Here is a 19,619-nt window from a genome sequence, read left to right as displayed (position 1 = left end):
CCCGTTGTCCGCCAGGTCCGGCCGCCGCGTCGACAGGCTCATCCAGCGCTACGCACCCGACACGTCGATCAAGGAACTGGAACGCCAGAACAACCTCGCCCCCGGCGCATTGAGTAACCACCTCAAACCCGCCAGCAGGGGAAGGTTCCCCCGCCAACCCATCCTCGAACGCTTCGCCGCGGTCCTGCGAGCCCCACTCAGGGAAGTCACCGCCGCCTTCGCCGCCGACGCCGGACTCGCCCTGGTCGCCGACCCCCTACCCGCCCACGCCCAACAGGTCCTGGACGACTACCTCGCCCTCGACACCAAAGACCAGGCACTCGCCCGCGCCATCCTCCACACCATCCGCCACCGCCCCGAACCCGACCAGCACAGCACATGAAACGGGACGGCTCATGGGCCGCCGTGGTCGTCTGCGATGCCTACAGCGCGTCGTTGTCGTACCGTTCGTGGTAGCGCGGAGCCGGTCCCACGCGGCACCGCGAAGGAAGAGCGCCCCACCGTCCGGGTTCTTCGAGTCCCGGACCGCGGCGTCGGCTTGGAGTGGTGTGACCTCGACGGCCCCTCGCTTCAATAGCAACGAGCCCCGGCCAACCTACGTGCCGGGGCTCGTGTTTCTGGGTCGGCGGTTAGCGATCGAACCGCCCGGCCTTGACCAGGTTCAGCATGCTGTCCAGGTCAACGCTCAAGGTCGGCCCTGTGACGTTCTTGCTGTCTCGCACCATGCCGGAGTGGGTTAACTCGACGCAGCTGGTCTCTTCGCCGCTGTAGCTCGACTTCTTCCAGCCGTTGGGTGCCTTGCTCATGTCGTCTCCTTGATGACTTTGGCGATGAGCCCCAGCGACTCTTCGGGGCTGAGAGTCACTTGGTGAATCCGGTCGATCGCTTCGAAGTACGCCTGAACGTCGTCGTCGTCGAAGATGAAGGCCGACGACCTGTGGTGTTCCACGTGGACGATCGGCTTGGCCTTGGGGAAGGTGAGTACGACGAACGGCCCCAGTAGTCCTGGATGCCACCGGGTGTTCGCGGGCATCACCTGGATGGTCACGTTCGGCAGCTCGGCGGTCTTGAGCAGATGGTCAAGCTGCGCGGCCATCACGTCCGGTTCGGCAATCGGCTGCCGGAGGGCGGCTTCGCCGATCAGGGCGGTGAACTCGGCTGGGTTGCGCCGCGTCAGGACGTCGCGCCGACCGAGCCTCATCGCCACGCGCGTGTCCGCTGTCGGCCGGTCGCCCATGATCGACCGGGCGTAGTCCCCGGTCTGCAACAGGCCGGGAATCACCAGTGGACCCACCTCGGCGATCGTGGTGGCGACCTTCTCGAACCACATCAGGGCTGCGAGCTGCTCGGCGATGCCGGGAATGCCGACTTCCAGCCAGTTGGGTTGACCGGCAGACCGCGCCATGTCCAGCAACCGGTCGAACTCGTCACCGGTCACCTCGATGGCCGTGAGATACCTCGCGACGTCCTCGGTCGTGGGGATCTTCTTGCCGTTCTCCCACAAGCTGATCTTGGCGTGGCCGATGCCCAGCTTCTTGGCCAGTTCCCGGACGCCGATACCGGCCGCCACGCGCGCCTCGCGCAGCTCAGCGCCGAGGAAGCGGGCTCGCGGGTTGTAACTGGTTCCGGCCATGCGCACAGGATATCGAGAACCGGCGGCAGAGAGTGACACCACCGGCCCCTAATCGGACCATTGCGTAGCGGTGTCGAACCAGCGACACTGGTTCCGAACCACTATGGTTGGTTCGACACCGGCACTCTAGCCTCAAGGACGACCATGGACCAGAACCATCTGACGCGATCCATCGAGTGCCGAGACGTCGGTGGACGTCGGACTGCGCTGCGTGTCTATGCCGAGCCCGGAGCCATCTTCCTCAAGGCGCCGGCCGGCGAAGTGGCCCACCTCGACCCGCCTCAGATCGAGACAGTAAAACAAGCGCTCACAGATGCTCTCGTAATCGCCGTTCGAGGCGACCAGCCATGAAAGCCGTGGAACCCGGCGCTGCCCACCGTGCTCGCGCGTCGGAGCTACCCATGACCGGGCGCTACTTCGAGTTGTTCGGCATTCCCTGCGTGCAGTGCGGCCAACCTGCTCACCACATCGAGGTTCACCCCAACGGCGTGCGAACGGTCCACGTGGAGCCACGAAACCGGCCGTGCGACGCGGTGCGCCCTCGCAAGCAACCGGACGGATGCGGTTCTGAGCGGCCCTCAATCCTCCCGCACGCTCCCGCGTCCGTCCGGTCCCCAACTCCGAACTGAACGACCTCGACCGGCACGTCACGTGGACCGTTCACTCCAGAAGGAGGTTCAGCGGCGGATGGACATCAACGACAGCAAGCCCCCGATTGTGTGGGGTCACTCGATCCTCGAACCCGACCGTGGGCACGTCCGCGAACCCGACACCCACATGATCGACGGGGCGGTGGTGGGTTTCGCGATCTGCGGCGCCTGGCTCATCGGCGACCTGCCCGTGCAGGACGGGGACTTCCCCCGCTGCTCGGCCTGTATGACGCTGCTCGACGAGCGGCAACGCGGTGAGGCAGGACGGTGACCGACCCGGAGATCCCGATCTCGCCGGCCTTGGGTGCCTGGCTGGCGCTGCGCCGCGTGGACCGGGGCAGTGTCGTGTTCGACGACGGTTTCGGGATGTTCTTCGACCGGGGTCGGCGGGTGCCGACCTACCTGTACGCGCCGTTCCACGACCTGGTCGCCCGCGGCTACCTCCTGCTCCACCACCCAGCGGGTGTGCGTTCCTACCTCGTGGTCGACGCGACCGAGGCGGGTCGCGGACTGTACGCCGACCTGTGCGAGGCCCGGCGACTGTGGGTGGCCGACCGCGACCGGACCACGGAACAACGACGCGGGCGACAGCGCGCGACGTCCGGGGATCGCCCGCGTTCGCGACAACCATGGCATGGGTGGCCAGCGTGGATCACTGCTTGGACTGTCGTCGCCGGGCGGCGCTGCATGTGCGGACGTCCCGGTCGCAACGGGACCTCGGTCTCTGTCGGCGGATAGCTGCGGGCGGGACCGTTGAGGCGAAGCAGGTCAGACGAGAGGGAGGTTCGACATGCCGTACTGGAACCACGGCTTCGGCTGGGGCTGGTTCGGGCTGCTGATGGTGATCGGGACGATGGTGCTCTTCTGGTGCGGTCTTGGCACGATCGTTTTCGTTCTCGCGCGCCGGTCCGGCCGCGTTGGCGCCGGCCCGACCCGGGACGCCGACAAGATCCTCGACGAGCGGTTCGCGCATGGCGAGATCGACGACGAAGAGCTCGAGCGGTGCCGGGACGTGCTGCACAACAGACACTGAGCGCATCCGCTCGAAATCCACGCGCGGAGCACGGACCCATGTCATCCGGAAAGACCGTCAGAACACGTACTTGGACATCGGTTCTCCCACCGTGGTCATCGGTGCTGACTCCATCCCACGGGCCGGCCTCCGGTGAGCACGCGGACGGCGTTGGTCATCAGGACATGCCGCGCGTGAGCTCGGCGGAGCGGGGGCGGGCGATCACGACAGGGCAGCCGCTTCGGCGGATGAGCGTTCGACCCACCGAGCCGAACAGACCGGAGGCAAGCCGCCCATGTCCGCGGGATCCGAGCACGAGGAGGGCGGACGTGCGGGACCGCTGGGTGAGCACGTCGCGCGGGTCGCCGGCTACGACGTCGTGGGCGGCGTCGACGCGCGGATAGAGGGCCCCGAACCCTGTGAGAGCGCGGGCGAGCCCGGGCAGGATGCTCCCGTCGTCGTGACCATCGAGAACGCAGTGCAGGACACGTAGTGGTCGGCGAGTCCGGTCGGCGGTGGCGAACGCGTAGGCCATGGCCGCCTGGGACGTGCCGGACTCGTCGAGCGCGACGACCACCGGCATGTCGGCCCGGATGTTCAGGTCTGAGTGGGGCACGACCACGAGCGGGCAGGGTGCGGTGGTCAGTAGCGTGCCGGGCACGGACCCGATGATCGCCTCGGTGAACGGGCTCTGGTCATCGGCGCCGACGACCAGCAGGTCGGCGTGGGTCGCCGCGGCGAGAAGCACGTCGGCGGGCCTACCGCCGACGACCTCGGTGGTGATCCACAGCCCGGGCCGGTGCTGCTCGGCGTACTTCGCGGCCTGGGCGAGCGTGTCGTGCGCGTCGCGCCGGAGCTCGTCCGCGGCGTCGGAGGGCAGGTAGCGCTCCGACGCCGCGCGCTGCGGGACCGCGGTCACCAGGCGCAACTCGGCGCCGCGGGCGGCCGTTTCATCGACCGCCCAGCGGATCAGCTGCGGCCGGGTGTCGAAGGAGGACACCCCGGCGACCAACCGACGGTTTTCGACGTTCATCGGGAGTCCGCTCGGACCACGGCGACCGGGCATTCGGCGTGGTGCAGCAGGGACTGGCTGACCGAACCGAGCCCGAGACCGGTGAGCGCACCACGACCGCGCGAACCGACCACGACGAGTTGGGCGCCGGCGGCGTGCCGGAGCAATGCGTGGGCCGGTCGGTCACGCTCGAGAACCTTGCGCACCACGATGTCGGGGAACTTCTCGACCCAGCCGGAGAGGGCCTTGTCGAGCTGCTTCGCCTCCTGGGCCTCGACCCACTCCCAGTCGATCGTCGACGGCAGGGCGGCCCAGGTTGCCGCGACGCTCACGTCGACCCAGGTGTGGATCGCGACCAGCGGAACACCGCGCGCGGACGCGGACTCGAAGGCGAACCGCACCGCGGCGTCGCTGAGCGACGAGCCGTCGACGCCGACCACCACCGGGCCGCCGTCGGCCGCTGTTCCGTCCACTGTGGAGGCGGGACTGACCACGACCGGGCAGTGCGTGTGGGCGGACAAGGCCACCGCGACCGAGCCGAGGAGCAGCCCTGTGAACCCGCCGAGCCCGCGGGAGCCGAGCACCACCAGCTGCGTCGTTGTCGACTCGCCGACCAGGACATCGGCGGTGGCTCCGTCACGAAGTTCGGTGGTGAGCGCGACTCCGGGCCCTGCGGTGCGGGCCGTGTCGGTGGCCTGGCTGAGCCAGTGCCTGCCCTGGGCGAGGACAGCGTGGCGGTAGTCGGGTGGCGGGGCGACCTGCTTCGGGTGCTGCACCGGCACGAGGTAGCAGACGTGCACCAGGTGCAGCGGCGCGTTGCGGCGTTCGGCCTCCTTCGCGGCCCAGCGCACCGCCTGCAGCGCGGACGCGGAACAGTCCACACCGACGACGACCGGGTGCTGTTCGGTTCCGACGTTTGTCATGACATGCCCTCCTCGATGGTTGCGAATGTGGTGTCGAGTTCTGTGATGACCCCGGCCGTCAGTGGTTGCGCTTGTTCCAGTCCCGCTCAGCCCGTTCCCACTCCAGGCTCCAAGCGCGGTATCGGCGGCGGTTGAGCAGGCGGTGGATGCCGACCTGGGCGAGGGTGAGCAGACCTGCGACGGTGACCCAGCCGAAGGCGGCGGTCATGACGCCTGCGGCCGCCGCGTCGGTCGAGGTGACCGGCGCCTCGACCACCCTGCCCTCATCGTCGAGCCAGATGTCGACCTTCGCGCCGGCCTTGAGCCCATTGTCAGCGCGAACCAGGCCGGTCGCCGCAGTGCCGTTCGGCAGTCTCCACTCGGCCGACACCTTGGACGTGCTGGTTGTGTTGTCGTGAACGGTCACGACGGCGTCCGGTGCATCCTCGGCCAGGACGGCGACCGCTTCATGCCGGGTCCGGCCCTGCTCCTGGCCCTTCTCGCTGATGTCCGCATAGATCACCGACCCCAGGGTCAGCATGATCGGCAGGAGGAGCAGGCCGATGGACAGCACGACGACCAATGAGCGCGCCTCGACACGGTCAGTGCCCCGTACCAGCGGGTTGCCGCGCGGTCGTAGGAGCCTGACCAGCCGCGTCATCGGCGAGCTCGCCATATTCGATGAGCTCGACGTGCCGCTCATCGCCGCCCCCGGTGTGCGGCGATCTCCCGCTGGACCTCGTCGGCGCGAGTGGACTGCCGGGCGCCGTCCACGTCGAGTTCGGCCTGCTCGATGATCAGCCAGTCTCCTGGTTGGGCATGCATCGTAATCCTCCGACCGTGTCGGACCGTTCGCTTTCGCCTAATGTTCTGCGGAGTTGCCTCGTCGCCGGCAGGGACCGAGGTCCTCGGTCCCTGGGCCCAACGCACTCAGTTGCGCGGCCGACGTGGACGAGCCGCGAGCGCGACCGCCACCCCTCCGCCGAGCAATATCACGACGCCCCGAGAGCACCCCGATCGCGACGGGCCACAAGGCCGGCGTGGAGGCCGCGAAGCCGATGTCCGCACTGACTCCGGGGCGTGCCGAGGCATTCATCACCACGAGCGACCAGTCTCCCGGCCGCGGCCTCCAGCGGAGGGTCAGCGGGCCGGTGCCGGACGCCGTGTCGGCCCAGATGTCCGTGCCCTGCGACATTGTCGGCGGCGCGAGCCCGCGGGACAGCCGCTCCGTGCGCAGCGTCTGGTGGCGACGGACAGGGCCCCTCGGAGGTGCCCGATGGGCCTTTGGTCGCACCACGTAAGGCGCAACGGCACTCCCCACCTCCGTCGTGGGACGCGACCGTGGATGCATGACACGCGTACTAGTGGCTTTCGCCAGCAAGATGGGCTCGACCAAAGAGATCGCCGAGGCGATCGGCGCCCGGCTGACCGAGCGCGGCTGCCAGACGGAGGTCCGCTCCGCCGAGACCGTCGACTCGGTCGACGGCTACGACGCCGTGGTGCTCGGCAGCGCGGTCTACGCGACGCGGTGGCGGCCCGAGGCCGTACGGTTCGTCCGCCGGCTCCGATACCAGCTCGCGTCCCGGAAGGTGTGGCTGTTCGAGAGCGGCTGGCTCGGCAAGCGGCCGAGCACCATCACCGCCACCCAGGGCGCGAGACACCGCGCGAGCCGGGTCAGCGCGCCGACCCCGACCGTCTTCGGCGGCCGGCTCGACCCGGACCTGGCCACGGGCGTCATGGACCGTGCGTTCGCCAAGCGGATGTCCGGCGACGCCCGCGACTGGGACGAGATCGGCTCGTGGGCCGACGGCGTCGCGGACGCTCTGGTCACTCAGCACAAGTGAGGAAGGAGACCGGCCGATGACCATGAACGCGTACACGCCGGACCATCACACACTGCTCGGCGCCATCGGGTTGGCCAACCGCGCACCGTCGGTGCACAACACCCAACCGTGGCGCTGGCTGCTCGGCGACGCGTCGATCCACCTGATGGCCGACCAGACTCGCCGGCTGTCGGTCGCCGACCCCGATGGGCGAGACCTGCTGCTCAGTTGCGGTGCCGCCCTGCACCACCTGCGGATCGCGCTCGCGGCACTCGGCTGGCGCGCGATCGTCCACCACATCCCCAACCCCAGCGACCCTACCCATCTCGCCGCGGTGGAAACAGCTCAGCGCGTTCCGTCCGAAGAGGACATCACACTCGCCGGCGCGATCTCCCGCCGGCGCACCGATCGGCGCCGCTTCTCGTCGTGGCCCGTCCCTGACGGGCACCTCGACCAGATGGTCCGCCGCTGCGGCGAGGCAGGCGCCCTGCTCGTGCCGGTGGACGACGCCACGACCCGGCGGCAACTCACCCGCGCGATCGACCGTGCCGCACATCTGCAGCAGGACGACCCCACCTACATCCAGGAGCTCGCCGCCTGGAGTGGCCGCAGCAAAGTCGCGGAGGACGGCGTCCTCAGCGGCAGCGCCCCATCGGCGCGACGCATCCACGGTGACACCACCATGCGCACCTTCCCGGGCGGCACCCTCGCCGACGCCCACACCGGGCGCGGCGAGCCCGACGGCGGTGAGCTGCTGGTCCTTGCCACCCTCACCGACGACCCCGTGTCCGTACTTCGCGCAGGCGAGGCGGCCAGCGCCGCGCTGCTCACCGCCACCGACCTCGGCCTGGCCAGCTGCCCCCTGTCGCAGCCACTCGAGATCGCCGACACCCGCGCCCTGATCCGCGACCAGGTCCTCGACAGCGCGGCATACCCCCACCTGATCCTGCGCACCGGCTGGCTGCCGACCGCGGCACCCCTGCCACCGCAAAGTCCGCGCCGCCCAACCGACCGCACGATCGACTACCTACCCGGCACCCGACGCCCGACTCACAGCGAGAGGTGAGTCGATCCTGCGCTACACCGGCGCGGGGCTGGCCGGTTCACATCATCGGCAAGGCACACCGCGCACCGACCACGAACGGAGCGAACTCGCCACCACCGGGTATGTCACCCTGGATCGACGGCGGACCAGCGCTCCACATGCGCATCAGCGGACCTGCCCCGATGGACCCCGCGCCGCTGACGCGGGCACGGCGAGGGCTACGTGTCCGTCGTGGGATTGGGCAGCGGCACGGTCCAGGTGAGCGTGGTGCCGTGCCCGAGTGTGCTGTCGATGATGAAGGTGCCACCGTGTTTCTCCGCGCGTGCGCGGAGGTTGGCCAGGCCGCTGCGGCGGGTGGTGTCGCCCATGCCGCGGCCGTCGTCCTCGATGCGGGCGGTGAGGGTGTTGGGGGTGGCAGTGATCTGGACGGTGGCCGTGGTGGCGTGGGCGTGGCGGGCGGTGTTGGACAGCGCTTCGCGGACGACGGCGGTCAGGTCGGCGGCGACGGCGCCAGGGACAAAGGTGTCCAGGGGCCCGTCGAGCCGCAGCGCTGGGGTGAAGCCGAGTGGGTGGGTGGTTTCGCGGGTGATCTCGGTGAGTGTGCGGCGCAGGCTGGGCAGGGCCTGCTCGCCTGGTGCGGACTGATTGTGCAGGTCGAAGATGGTTTCGCGAATGTCGCGGACCACCTGGTCGAGCTTGCGCACCGCGTTCATCAGCCGGTGTTGCTGATCGGTGGCGGCTGTCGAGGCGATGCTGTGCAGGGACATGCCGGTGGCGAACAGCTCCTGGATGACGTGGTCGTGCAGGACTCGGCCGATCCGGTCCCGATCCTCCAGCAGTCGCAGCTCCTGGGTGTAGGTGCGGTGCTCTGCGAGTTGCTGGGCCAGCGCGGCCTGGGAGGCGAACGCGGCGAGCATCTTCAGGTCACGCTGATGGAAGCAGTGCCTGCCAGGTTTGTTGGCGACGAGTAACACTCCCGTCGGTGGCTGGCCGAGCGGAGCGATCATGCCGGGACCAAGGTTCGCGGCCCAGGCTGTGCCCGGAGTGCGGCCACGCTCGTCCTTGCCGATGTTGTCGCTCAGCAGTGGTTGCGCGATGGTCATGGCCAGCTCACACAGCGACCCGTCCGCGGGTAGCTTCTGCCCGAGCACGTCCCCGGCGCCCTCGCCGACCGCGGCGTGCACGTCGAGCGTCCCGGGCTCATCGGTCTGGAGGATGACGGCGGCGAGGTCGGCGTTCGCGACGGTGTGGGCCTGTTCGGCGACCAGCCGCAGGACGTCGTCGGTGTCGCTGCCGGCGAGCAGGGCGGCGGTGATGTCGACGCTGGCGCGTTGCCACGCCGCCCGGCGCTCGGCCTCGGCGTAGAGGCGTGCGTTGTCGATGGCGACCGCGGCGAACCCGGCCAGCGACCGCACGAGTTGTATGTCTTCGTCGGTGAACTCGGGGCTGGGTTCGTCCGCGTCCTGCTTGTCGGTCAGGTAGAGGTTGCCGAACGCCTGCCCGCGGATGAGGATCGGCACCCCGAGAAAGGACCGCATCGGGTGGGGTTCGGTGATGAGCAGACCGAGAATGCCCTGCCCGCGGGGCAGATGCCCGATCCTGGCGGCGTCTTCCTGGTCGATGCCGTTGTACACGAACTCGTCCACGGTCCTTCCGGACCGAGCACCCCCAACGCGGCGAACTGGGCGTTGACCAGGTCCTTCGCCGCGTCCACCACGTGGCGCAGCACTACTGCCAGGTCCACGTGGGAGGCCACCAGATGGCTGGCCCGCAGCAGCGACCGCAAGCGTTCCTGCGTGTTCCGAACAGTGTGTGCGTGGGTGACCAGCACCTCGATCGCGCGGTCGAGTTCCAGCCGCGCCGCATCCGGGAACTCGAGCGGATCGGACACGTCTCCACCATAACGCGCACAGACCTTCTTCGCGTCCCTCGACTCCACCGTCAAGGGACTTCCGACCCTGCGTTCACCGGGGTGGAGCGGGCATGCTCGAAGGTGATGCGTTGTACCCGTTCCGTCTTGGGAGTCGCCATGACCGATCGACAGCGGCTCGAGGTCCTGGACCGCGAACGGTGCCTGGGGTTGCTTGAGACCGTGCGGGTCGGACGGCTGGTGTTCACCGAGGACGCCCTACCCGCGGTGCAGCCGGTGAACTTCCGAATGCACCAGGAACGGGTGGTTGTCCGGGTCGCCGGCGGCGCCAAGCTGGCCGCCGCGACCGGGAACACCGTGGTGGCCTTCCAGGCCGACGAGCTCGACCCCGACCTACGCAATGGGTGGAGCGTGACCGTGGTCGGCCACGCGAACCTGATCACCGACGTGACCGAGCTGGTGGAGCTGTCCGGCACCTTCCTGCAGCCGTGGGTGGACGGCCGCCGCGACCACTTCATCCGCATCGAGACCGAGAAGGTGACCGGGCGCAGGCTGCATGCGCCCGTTCCCGCCCAACCCGGCGCATAACCGTCCGCGGCGCTGGAGGCAGGCGGGCGCTACCGGAGCGTGACCGTATCGGTCATTTCACGCGATCCCATCCCCGCCGGGGTGCCCGGTTACCCAGGCCGGTGTCGCGGCTGCGGTAGACGATGTACGGGCGGGTGAGGTAGCCCAGCGGCATGGAGAAGACGTGCACGAGGCGGCTGAACGGCCAGAACGCGAACAGCGCCCACGCGGCGAACGCGTGCAGTTGGAAGCCGAGCGGCGCCCCGGCCATCAGCTCAGGTTCGGGCTGGAGGTAGAAGATCGACCGGAACCAGGGCGAGACCGATTCCCGGTAGTCGTGGGGGTCGCCGGTGAGGTTGCCCAGCACCGTGGTGCCCAGGCCGAGCACGATGGTGCCGACCAACAGCACGTACATCACCTTGTCGTTGCGGGTGGTGGCCGAGAAGACCGGGCCAACGGTGCGGCGGCGGTAGACCAGGATCGCCGCACCTGCCAACGTGCAGGCGCCGGCGAGGACCCCGAGGCTGACGGCCAGCGCGTGGTAGGTGGTCTCGCTGATCCCGCCGGCCTCGGTCCACGACTTCGGGATGAGCAGGCCACCGATGTGGCCGAGGGCGACGAGCAGGATGCCGAAGTGGAACAGCGGGCTGCCCAGCCGCAACAGCCGGTTCTCGTAGAGCTGGGATGAGCGGGTGGTCCAGCCGAACTTGTCATAGCGGTAGCGCCAGACGTGCCCGACGATGAACACCGCGATCGCCACGTACGGGACGACGACCCACAGCATGATGTCCAGCGTGCTCATCGGGGGCCTCCCTGCGGCATGTACTCAGGCGGGGCGAACGGGGCGAGGCCGACCTCTTCCTCGGGTGGACCTTCCGCCGCTAGGCGTGCGACCGCCTCGTGTTCGTGCCGGCCCAGCGGCGGCAGGGTCGCGGACACGGAGTCCAGCACGCCCGCCCACGGCGAGCCCGCCTCGCGCAGGCCGAGGCGCATCATTTCCAGGCCGGCGCGGTGTTCGATGAGCAACCGCTGGCCGGTGGCCGGATCGCCGGTGGCAGCGAACTCCAGCACGACCGCCAGGTGGTCAGGCAGCTCTGCGTTGTCCGCACTGTCGTCGAGGTTCAGACCGGCGGCGCGGTAGGCATGTTTGAACCGCAGCAGCGCCATGCCGCGTTTGCGGGTGTCCCCATAGGCGAAGTAGGTCAGGTAGGGACTGAACCGCTTGCGGTGGTCGAACGTCGCGACGTAGTCGGCCGCCAGCGTGGTGAGCGGGGTGCGGTCGAGGTGGTCGAGAACGGTGTGCAGCGGCGCGCCTAGCGCAGTGGGCAGGGTTGCCGTCGCGGCCCGCAGCAGCGGGACCCGGTCCAGCAGCCGCTGGTCGGGGTAGCTGATCAGCAGTGACTGAACCTGCCAGGCGGTGACCCGGTGCGTATCGGTGATGGTCACGGATTAGGCTCCACGTCGCCTGCCGGGTCGCCGCCCGGATCGCTGTCGTTCGGGTTCGTCTTCTGCGGGAAGAGGCCTTCCGGGCGGTCCTTGCCATCCCAGTTGAGCAGGTTGACGCGGCTGCCCTTGTCGACGGGGCCGCCGATCGTGTCGGTGGTCTGCCTGTCCCGCAACATGCGGAAGTTCTCCACCGCGATGGGCGAGACACCGCCGGAGGACTCACCGAAGGGGCCGGAGCCGCCCATGCCGGGGCCGCCCTCGTAGTCGAGGCTGCATTCGGTGGCCAGCTCTTCCAGGCCGTGGGCCTGTTCGGCGTGTGCGGGCGGGATGACGTAGCGCTCGTCGTACTTGGCGAGCGCGAGCAGCCGGTACATGTCGTAGATCTGCTCGCCGGTCATGCCGACCTTGGTGGCGATGTTGTCCTGGGGTTCGCGGCCGAGGTTGATGTCACGCATGTAGGAGCGCATGGCAGCGAGCCGGCACAGCACGGCGTTGACCGGCTCGACATCGCCCGCGGTGAACAGCCGTGCCAGGTACTCCACCGGGATGCGCAACGCGTCGATCGCGGCGAACAGGTTGCCGTGGTCCTCCGCGTCGTGACCGGTGTCGCGGACGACGTCGACCACCGGCGACAGCGGCGGGATGTACCAGACCATCGGCATGGTGCGGTACTCCGGATGCAGCGGCAACGCCACTCTGAACGTGTTGATCAAAGAATAGATCGGCGAGCGTTGCGCGGCCTCGATCCAGTCCCGCGGGATGCCCGCCCGTCCGGCCTCGCGGACCACGGTCGGGTCATGCGGGTCGAGGAACACCTGCCGCTGCGCCTCGTACAGGTCCTGCTCGTCCGGAGTGGACGCCGCCGCCAGGACCCGGTCGGCGTCGTAGAGGACCAGGCCGATGTAGCGCAGCCGTCCCACACAGGTTTCCGCGCACACCGTGGGAATGCCGACCTCGATGCGGGGGAAGCAGAAGGTGCACTTCTCGGCCTTGCCGGTGCGATGGTTGAAGTAGACCTTCTTGTACGGACAGCCGGACACACACATCCGCCAGCCCCGGCAGCGGTCCTGGTCGACCAGCACGATGCCGTCCTCGCTGCGCTTGTAGATCGCCCCCGAAGGACACGAGGCGGCGCACGACGGGTTGAGGCAGTGCTCACAGATCCGCGGCAGGTAGAACATGAAGGTCTGCTCGAACTCGAACTTCACCTTGTCCTCGATGCCCTTCAGCAGCGGGTCCTGGTGGCCGTGATCGGGTGAGCCACCGAGGTTGTCGTCCCAGTTGGCCGACCACGTGATCTTCGTCGGCTCGCCGCTGATCAGCGACCGCGGCCGCGCGACCGGCGTGTGCTCCTGCAGCGGTGCACTGGTGAGATTCTCGTAGTCATAGGTCCATGGCTCGTAGTAGTCGTTGATGCTGGGCAGCTTGGGGTTGGCGAAGATGGTCAGCAGCTTGCGCAACCGGCCGCCGCCCTTGAGCTTCAGGCGGCCGCGCTTGTTCAGCGCCCACCCGCCGCGCCAGCGTTCCTGGTCCTCGTAGGTGCGTGGATATCCTTGCCCTGGGCGGGTTTCGACGTTGTTGAACCAAACGTACTCGACGCCGGAGCGGTTGGTCCACGCCTGCTTGCAGGTGACCGAGCAGGTGTGGCACCCAATGCACTTGTCCAGGTTCATGACCATCGCCATCTGTGCCATCACTCGCATCAGTACGTCACCTCCTGGCTCCGCCGGCGGATGACCGTGACCTCGTCGCGCTGGTTGCCGGTCGGTCCCAGGTAGTTGAACGCGAACGACAGCTGCGCGTACCCGCCGATCAGGTGCGACGGCTTGATCAGCAGCCGGGTTAGCGAGTTGTGGATCCCACCCCGCTTCCCGGACGTCTCGCTGCGCGGCACGTCGATCAGCCGGTCCTGGGCGTGGTGCATGTAGACAGTGCCCTCCGGCATCCGGTGCGAGACGATCGCACGCGCGACGACGACCCCGTTGCGGTTCACCGCCTCGATCCAGTCGTTGTCGGCCACACCGATCTTCGCCGCGTCCTGTGTGGATATCCAGATCGTCTGCCCACCTCGGGACAGGCTGAGCATGAACAGGTTGTCCTGGTACTCGGAATGAATCGACCACTTCGAGTGCGGTGTGAGGTACCGGACGGTAATGCCCAGCTCGCCTTTCTCCCCGATGCGTGGTTCACCGAACAGGGCGGTCATGTCCAGTGGCGGGCGGAACACCGGCAGCTGCTCCCCCATCTCGGCCATCCAGTCGTGGTCGAGGTAGAAGTGCTGCCGGCCGGTCAGGGTGTGCCACGGTTTGAGCCGTTCGACGTTGATCGTGAACGGCGAGTAGCGGCGACCGCCGGTCTCCGAGCCGGACCACTCCGGGGAGGTGATCACCGGGACGGGCGCGGCCTGGGTGTCCGCGAAGGTGATCTGCTTGCCCTCGTGCTCGGCGGCCAGGTCCGCCAGTTCCGTGCCGGTGCGCTGTTCGAGGGTGCGGAAGCCTTGCGTGGCAAGGTGCCCATTGGTAGTGCCAGACAACGCGAGGATGGCCTCGCACGCGTGCACGTCCCGGACCAGGGAAGGACGGCCGTCTGCGGGCCCGCCGCGGACGGCACCGTTCTTGTGTCTGAGGTAGTCCACTTCGCGGTCCACGCGGAAGGTGACGCCCTTCGTGGTGGCGCCGAGCGAGTCGGCCAGCGGGCCCAGGGCACCCATCTTCGCCGCGATCGCGGTGTAGTCGCGCTCCACGACCGTGAGCCTCGGCATGGTCACACCCGGCACCGGTTCACACTCCCCGGTCCGCCAGTCCCGCACCACGCCGTGTGGGGTGGCCAACTCGTCAGGAGTGTCGTGCAGCAACGGCGTCGCGACCACGTCCTTGCGTACGCCGAGGTGTTTCTCCGCGAGCCGACTGAAGACCTCCGCGATGGCCCGGAACGCCGCCCAGTCGGTGCGGGTCTGCCAGGGCGGGGCGATCGCCGGGTTGAACGAGTGCACGAACGGGTGCATGTCAGTCGTGTTCAGGTCATGCTTCTCGTACCAGGTCGCCGCCGGCAGCACCACATCGGAGAACAGCGTGGTGCTCGTCATGCGGAAGTCCAGCGACAGCAACAGGTCCAGCTTTCCTGTCGGCGCACCGACATCGGGTTCACGTAGCGACGAGTCGGTTCCCAGCAGATGCTTGAGGAAGTACTCGTTGCCCTTGGCTGAGGAACCAAGCAGGTTCGCCCGCCACACACTCAGCACCCGCGGGAAGTTCTCCGGCGAGTCCGGGTCCTCACATGCGAACCGCAACCGCCCGGCCTTCAGTTCCTCAACCACATAGTCCGAAGCGAACCCGCCCGAACGTTCGGCGTCGTCCGCCAGGTTCAGCGGGTTGCGGTCGAACGTCGGGTAGGACGGCATCCAGCCCAGCCGCGCGGACAGCGCGATCAGCTCGGCGGTGCTCTTGCCGGCCATCTGCCCGCCGGCGGTGGCGCCCGCGAGAGTGTCGGCTCCGAACCGGTCGTAGCGGAACTGGTCGGTGTGGAGATACCAGTAGGCGGTCTGGATCATCTGCCGCGGCGGCCGCGACCAGTCCAGCCCGAACGCCAGCTGCGACCAGCCGGTGATCGGGCGGCACTTCTCCTGCCCGACGTAGTGCGCCCAGCCACCACCGTTGACGCCCTGGCACCCGGTGAGCGTGGTCAACGTCAGAAACGCGCGGTAGATGGTGTCCGAGTGGAACCAGTGGTTGGTCCCGGCACCCATGATGATCATCGACCGGCCACGGGTCTCCTCGGCGTTCGCCGCGAACTCCCGGCCGATCCGCGCGGCGGCCTGCGCCGGCACGCCGGTGATCGCCTCCTGCCACGCGGGCGTGTAGGGCTGCTGGGCGTCCTCGTAGCCGGTCGGCCAGGTGCCCGGCAGCCCGTCGCGGTGCACACCGTACTGCGCGAGCAGCAGGTCGAACACCGTCGTGACCAGGTGCCCACCGACCCGCCGGGCCGGCACCCCGCGCCGCAGCGGGCTGGTTGTGCCATCCGATGCGTCGAAACGCGGCAGATCCACGACCACGGACTCACCACCCAGGACGGACAGCAGCGGGTCCATGTCACCGAGGTCGAGGTTCCATCTGCCCGCGCCCTGCTCCCCATAGCGGAAGCCGAGCGATCCGCCCGGCACCACCGGCTCACCCGCGGCGCCGAGCAGAACGGTCTTGAACGCCGCGTTCTCGGTGCCCGCGTGGTCGTCGAGGTCGGCGGCGGTGAGGAACTTACCCGGACGGTAGGCATCCCCGTGTTCATCGAGGCGGACCAGGAACGGCAGGTCGGTGTACCGCTTGACGTAGTCGGTGAAGTACGAGAACTGCCGGTCGACGAAGAACTCGCGCAGGATGACGTGTCCCATCGCCATGGCGAGCGCGCCGTCGGTGCCGGGGTGGGCGGCGAGCCACTCGTCGGCGAACTTGACGTTGTCGGCGTAGTCCGGGGCAACCGCCACGACCTTCTGGCCGCGGTAGCGGGCCTCGGCCATCCAGTGCGCGTCCGGGGTCCGGGTGACGGGCAGGTTCGAGCCCCACATGATGAGGTAGCCGGCGTCCCACCAGTCACCGGACTCGGGCACGTCGGTCTGGTCCCCGAACACCTGCGGCGACGCCACCGGCAGGTCGGCGTACCAGTCGTAGAACGACAGCATCGACCCTCCCAGCAACGACACGAACCGCGCGCCCGAGGCGTGCGAGACCATGGACATCGCGGGGATCGGCGAGAACCCGGCGATCCTGTCCGGGCCGTACCGCTTGATCGTGTGTACGTGCGCGGCGGCGACCAGCTCGGTCGCCTCGTCCCACGACGCTCGCACGAGCCCGCCCTTGCCGCGGGCCGCCTTGTACCGCCGGGACAACTCCGGGTCCTCGACAATGGATTCCCAGGCGAGCACCGGGTCACCACCGGCGCGGGCCTTGGCTTCCCGGTACATCTCCAGCAACAGGCCACGCACGTACGGGTATCGCACCCGTGTGGGTGAGTAGGTGTACCAGGAGAACGCCGCCCCGCGCGGGCAGCCGCGCGGCTCGTACTCGGGGCGGTCCGGGCCGACCGACGGGTAGTCGGTCTGCTGGGCCTCCCAGGTGATGATCCCGTCCTTGACGTACACCTTCCACGAGCAGGACCCCGTGCAGTTCACCCCATGCGTCGAACGCACCACCTTGTCGTGACTCCACCGGTCCCGGTAGAACTCGTCGGCCTGCCGCCCGCCGATCTTGTGCAACACGCGCAGGTCGTCGGATACCTCGGCACGGGTGAAGAACCGGCGCGTCCGCACCAGCGCGTCCCACAGTTCCGTGTCCAAACCCGTGTGGCCGGAGGATGGTTCGGTTGCGGAGCTCACGTGTCGGTTCCTCCTGACAGTCGCTGGCAGGTTGATCGACGGAGCCAACTTGACCCTAGTGGTCAACCCGCGAGGTCGCAGATCGCTTGCCGGCCGTCGCCGGGCCTATCGGGTCGGGGTGGGTGCCGGGGTTGTCGTACCGACACGGGCGCGGACCGCCTCGATCGCCTCCCAATCAGCGGTGCCGAGGCTGGCCAACGCTGCGGGAAAGGCAGCGTCCTGCTCGGCGAGAATATGCTCCCGCAACACGTGCAGCGCGTCCATCAGCCGTGCCGGCCAGGTCGAGTCGGCGGGTACCTCGTCGGCGGCCTCGCCGAGGACACCGTCGATGTACCGGTGCTGGGCGATCAGTTTGGCGACGTGGTCGGGGAACTCGGCGGCCAGCGGCGGGAACAGGCCTTGCTCCTCCACCGCGGTGTGCGGGCCGAGCACCGCGGCGATCTGCCTGGCAAGGCGCGCCGTCGCGGCGTGATCACCGGTGACGTGCGCCGACCGCACCCGGCTGATCAACGTGACGATGTCGTCGTGTTCCCGGGTCAGGTCGGCGATCGCGGACAGCGCCTGGCGGCCGCAGTATTCACACACGCCGCGACCCCACCGGCTCGACGGAGCGCCGCAAAGTGGCCCTCACCCTGGTCAGAGTGAAAGCGAGGGTGGCTGCGGCGACCACCGCCAACGCGGCCAGCCCGAGACCGTAGGAGCCGAACGCGCCGTAAAGGGCGCCCATCACCAGCGGCGGGACGAACCCACCCAGTCCACCGGCGGCACCAACCACCCCGGTTACCGAGCCGACCTTGTTCCCCGGCGCGAGCAACGCGACGAGTGCGAACACCGCGCCGCTACCCACGCCCAACACGGCGGCCATGGACAGGAACGCGATCGTACCGATCGGCATCAGGGCCGGAGTGAATGCCTGCACCGCAGCACCGGCGGTCACCACCGAGAACACCGCGACCAGCACCCGCCCCGGACCGAGACGATCGGACAACCAGCCGCCCACCGGGCGCATCAGCACGGCGAGCAGCACGAACCCGGCCATCCGGTTCGCCGCGTCGGACTGCGTGAGCCCGTATGCGGTCTTCAGATAGGCGGGCAGGTAGACCGAGAACGCCACGTACCCACCGAAGGCCACCGCATACAGCCACGACGCCTGCCACGTCACCGGCAAACGGGCGGTGTCACGCAGCCGACGAGTCACCGACTCAGCGGGCACGACCCGCCCCGGGGCGTCCCGCAACAGCAACACCGCGACGACCGCGTAGACCGCAAGCACCACCGCTGTGACGACGAACGGCGTCGCCACCCCGCCGGCGTCGACCAGTCTCACCGTGGTCAGCGCACTGATCGCCGTGCCACCCATACCCGCCCCGAAGACCCCGATCGCCAACCCACGCCGCTTCGGCGGGAACCACGCGTTGACGAACGGCACCCCGACCGCGAACGAGGTACCGCCCAGACCGAGGAAGAACCCACCGACCAACAACGCGACCAGCGTCGAATGCCCGCCCAGGCCGAGGAACAGCACCGGCACGATCGTGACCGCCGAGATCAGCGGGAACATCACCCGCCCACCGAACCGATCCGTGAGCGCCCCCACCGGAATCCGGCCCAATGACCCGACCATCACCGGCACGGCCACCAACAACGCCTGCTGGAACGCACTCAACCGCAGCGCGTCCTTGAACAGCGGCCCCAGCGGGCTCAGCAACGCCCACGCCCAGAAGTTCACCGCGAATCCGACCGTCGCCAAGGCCAGCATCATGATCCGGCGACGTCCGGTCGAGGCATTACCGTCCGCGTGCGGCGGCTGCGTAGCCGCACATGTTTCTGCATTGTTCGTCGAGGTCATCGTCGTCCCAGTCCGTCACTCGCGCAGTCGCGTCCAGCCCGCCGAATCAGCGAGTACCTCCAGCGTGCGGCACCCGCCCATCGCCCCAGTAGAGCCGAGAGCCGTCCTACGGTGGGACCAAGGTCCCTACAACCGTCAACGATCACCAGGATTCCCGCGGGCGAGGTGGCCCAACAAGGACACCAGCCGGGTCAGCACCGGTCCCAACACAGGTTGCGCCCGTCCCACTGGTCAGGCGTCGAGCATGGGGGTTGGTCGGAAGAACGCCCGCGCGGGCCGCTTGACAGACGGCGGACAGGATATTGGGGTCTTCGATGTTAGCCGGGCTTGGCTCGTCGCCAGGTCGCTCGGATGGTTGCGCAGCGTGATCGTAGTCGTTGGTTGATGGGGTTGCGGAAACCGAAGGCGTTGCGGGCCTCCAGTTTGATCAGCCGGTTGACGCCTT

The 19,619-nt window shown here is 68.7% G+C and carries 20 protein-coding genes and 1 pseudogene; 7 read left to right on the top strand and 14 right to left on the bottom strand.

Annotated features, from left to right (window positions below; genetic code table 11):
* The first annotated feature begins 4 nt into the window (after positions 1 to 4).
* Complete coding sequence (locus GEV28_RS15880) at positions 5 to 382, top strand: hypothetical protein (RefSeq protein ID WP_291412842.1); 378 nt, start codon at positions 5 to 7, stop codon at positions 380 to 382.
* 84 nt (positions 383 to 466) lie between these two features.
* Here the strand turns inward: GEV28_RS15880 and GEV28_RS42305 are convergent.
* From GEV28_RS42305 to GEV28_RS15870, 3 genes and pseudogenes are all read right to left on the bottom strand, one after another.
* A pseudogene (locus GEV28_RS42305) lies at positions 467 to 574 on the bottom strand (DUF397 domain-containing protein); the annotation flags it as partial.
* A gap of 55 nt (positions 575 to 629) precedes the next feature.
* Positions 630 to 806 (bottom strand): DUF397 domain-containing protein, encoded by a 177-nt coding sequence (locus tag GEV28_RS15875; protein WP_291412841.1) that lies wholly within the window; start codon positions 804 to 806, stop codon positions 630 to 632.
* On the bottom strand, positions 803 to 1,633 hold the full coding sequence (locus GEV28_RS15870; protein WP_291412840.1) for a helix-turn-helix transcriptional regulator: 831 nt from the start codon (positions 1,631 to 1,633) through the stop codon (positions 803 to 805). The genes GEV28_RS15875 and GEV28_RS15870 overlap by 4 nt, the downstream gene beginning before the upstream one ends.
* 687 nt (positions 1,634 to 2,320) lie before the next feature.
* Between GEV28_RS15870 and GEV28_RS15865 the strand changes: the two genes are divergently transcribed.
* From GEV28_RS15865 to GEV28_RS15855, 3 genes are read left to right on the top strand one after another with little or no spacing between them, the layout of a single operon-like run.
* Positions 2,321 to 2,554: a hypothetical protein gene (locus GEV28_RS15865; RefSeq protein WP_291412839.1), complete on the top strand. Its 234-nt coding sequence runs from the start codon at positions 2,321 to 2,323 to the stop codon at positions 2,552 to 2,554.
* Positions 2,551 to 3,021, top strand: coding sequence for a hypothetical protein (locus GEV28_RS15860; protein ID WP_291412838.1), 471 nt, complete (start codon positions 2,551 to 2,553; stop codon positions 3,019 to 3,021). Before GEV28_RS15865 ends, GEV28_RS15860 begins: the two co-directional genes overlap by 4 nt.
* A gap of 52 nt (positions 3,022 to 3,073) precedes the next feature.
* Positions 3,074 to 3,316 (top strand): SHOCT domain-containing protein, encoded by a 243-nt coding sequence (locus GEV28_RS15855; protein WP_291412837.1) that lies wholly within the window; start codon positions 3,074 to 3,076, stop codon positions 3,314 to 3,316.
* Between the two features lie 157 nt (positions 3,317 to 3,473).
* Here the strand turns inward: GEV28_RS15855 and GEV28_RS15850 are convergent, their stop codons facing one another.
* From GEV28_RS15850 to GEV28_RS15835, 4 genes are all read right to left on the bottom strand, one after another.
* Positions 3,474 to 4,328, bottom strand: coding sequence for a universal stress protein (locus tag GEV28_RS15850; RefSeq protein WP_291412836.1), 855 nt, complete (start codon positions 4,326 to 4,328; stop codon positions 3,474 to 3,476).
* Entirely contained in the window at positions 4,325 to 5,230 is a 906-nt protein-coding gene (locus tag GEV28_RS15845; protein ID WP_291412835.1) for a universal stress protein, read from the bottom strand. The genes GEV28_RS15850 and GEV28_RS15845 overlap by 4 nt, the downstream gene beginning before the upstream one ends.
* A gap of 58 nt (positions 5,231 to 5,288) precedes the next feature.
* Entirely contained in the window at positions 5,289 to 5,792 is a 504-nt protein-coding gene (locus GEV28_RS15840) for a hypothetical protein (RefSeq protein WP_291412834.1), read from the bottom strand.
* Positions 5,793 to 5,908: 116 nt separating this feature from the next.
* Entirely contained in the window at positions 5,909 to 6,034 is a 126-nt protein-coding gene (locus GEV28_RS15835; RefSeq protein WP_291412833.1) for a hypothetical protein, read from the bottom strand.
* A gap of 524 nt (positions 6,035 to 6,558) precedes the next feature.
* Between GEV28_RS15835 and GEV28_RS15830 the strand changes: the two genes are divergently transcribed.
* Both GEV28_RS15830 and GEV28_RS15825 read left to right on the top strand, forming a co-directional pair.
* Entirely contained in the window at positions 6,559 to 7,053 is a 495-nt protein-coding gene (locus GEV28_RS15830; RefSeq protein ID WP_291412832.1) for a flavodoxin domain-containing protein, read from the top strand.
* 16 nt (positions 7,054 to 7,069) lie between these two features.
* Complete coding sequence (locus tag GEV28_RS15825; protein WP_291412831.1) at positions 7,070 to 8,098, top strand: NAD(P)H nitroreductase; 1,029 nt, start codon at positions 7,070 to 7,072, stop codon at positions 8,096 to 8,098.
* Between the two features lie 197 nt (positions 8,099 to 8,295).
* Here GEV28_RS15825 and GEV28_RS15820 read toward each other — a convergent pair whose 3' ends face one another.
* Positions 8,296 to 9,723: a GAF domain-containing sensor histidine kinase gene (locus GEV28_RS15820; RefSeq protein ID WP_291412830.1), complete on the bottom strand. Its 1,428-nt coding sequence runs from the start codon at positions 9,721 to 9,723 to the stop codon at positions 8,296 to 8,298.
* A 383-nt stretch (positions 9,724 to 10,106) separates the two neighbouring features.
* Between GEV28_RS15820 and GEV28_RS15815 the strand changes: the two genes are divergently transcribed.
* Positions 10,107 to 10,535 carry a pyridoxamine 5'-phosphate oxidase family protein gene (locus tag GEV28_RS15815; RefSeq protein ID WP_291412829.1) on the top strand — a complete coding sequence of 143 codons (429 nt, stop codon included), beginning with the start codon at positions 10,107 to 10,109 and terminating at the stop codon, positions 10,533 to 10,535.
* Positions 10,536 to 10,587: 52 nt separating this feature from the next.
* Here the strand turns inward: GEV28_RS15815 and narI are convergent, their stop codons facing one another.
* The 6 genes from narI to GEV28_RS15785 all read right to left on the bottom strand — a co-directional run bounded on the left by narI (position 10,588) and on the right by GEV28_RS15785 (position 19,084).
* A complete protein-coding gene (gene narI, locus GEV28_RS15810) occupies positions 10,588 to 11,316 on the bottom strand; it encodes a respiratory nitrate reductase subunit gamma (protein WP_291412828.1) in 729 nt (242 codons plus the stop codon).
* Positions 11,313 to 11,960 (bottom strand): nitrate reductase molybdenum cofactor assembly chaperone, encoded by a 648-nt coding sequence (gene narJ, locus GEV28_RS15805; RefSeq protein WP_291412827.1) that lies wholly within the window; start codon positions 11,958 to 11,960, stop codon positions 11,313 to 11,315. The genes narI and narJ overlap by 4 nt, the downstream gene beginning before the upstream one ends.
* Positions 11,957 to 13,663 carry a nitrate reductase subunit beta gene (gene narH / locus GEV28_RS15800; RefSeq protein WP_291412826.1) on the bottom strand — a complete coding sequence of 569 codons (1,707 nt, stop codon included), beginning with the start codon at positions 13,661 to 13,663 and terminating at the stop codon, positions 11,957 to 11,959. The genes narJ and narH overlap by 4 nt, the downstream gene beginning before the upstream one ends.
* Entirely contained in the window at positions 13,663 to 17,325 is a 3,663-nt protein-coding gene (locus GEV28_RS15795) for a nitrate reductase subunit alpha (RefSeq protein WP_291412825.1), read from the bottom strand. The genes narH and GEV28_RS15795 overlap by 1 nt, the downstream gene beginning before the upstream one ends.
* A 105-nt stretch (positions 17,326 to 17,430) precedes the next feature.
* The gene (locus GEV28_RS15790) at positions 17,431 to 17,910 is read right to left on the bottom strand and encodes a hemerythrin domain-containing protein (protein WP_291412824.1); all 480 of its coding nucleotides are present in this window, start codon (positions 17,908 to 17,910) and stop codon (positions 17,431 to 17,433) included.
* Entirely contained in the window at positions 17,903 to 19,084 is a 1,182-nt protein-coding gene (locus GEV28_RS15785; protein WP_291412865.1) for an MFS transporter, read from the bottom strand. The genes GEV28_RS15790 and GEV28_RS15785 overlap by 8 nt, the downstream gene beginning before the upstream one ends.
* Positions 19,085 to 19,619: the final 535 nt, after the last annotated feature.

The sequence above is a fragment of the Actinophytocola sp. genome (assembly GCF_009379765.1).
Lineage (GTDB): Bacteria > Actinomycetota > Actinomycetes > Mycobacteriales > Pseudonocardiaceae > Actinophytocola.
This window is presented reverse-complemented; position numbering and strand designations above follow the sequence as displayed.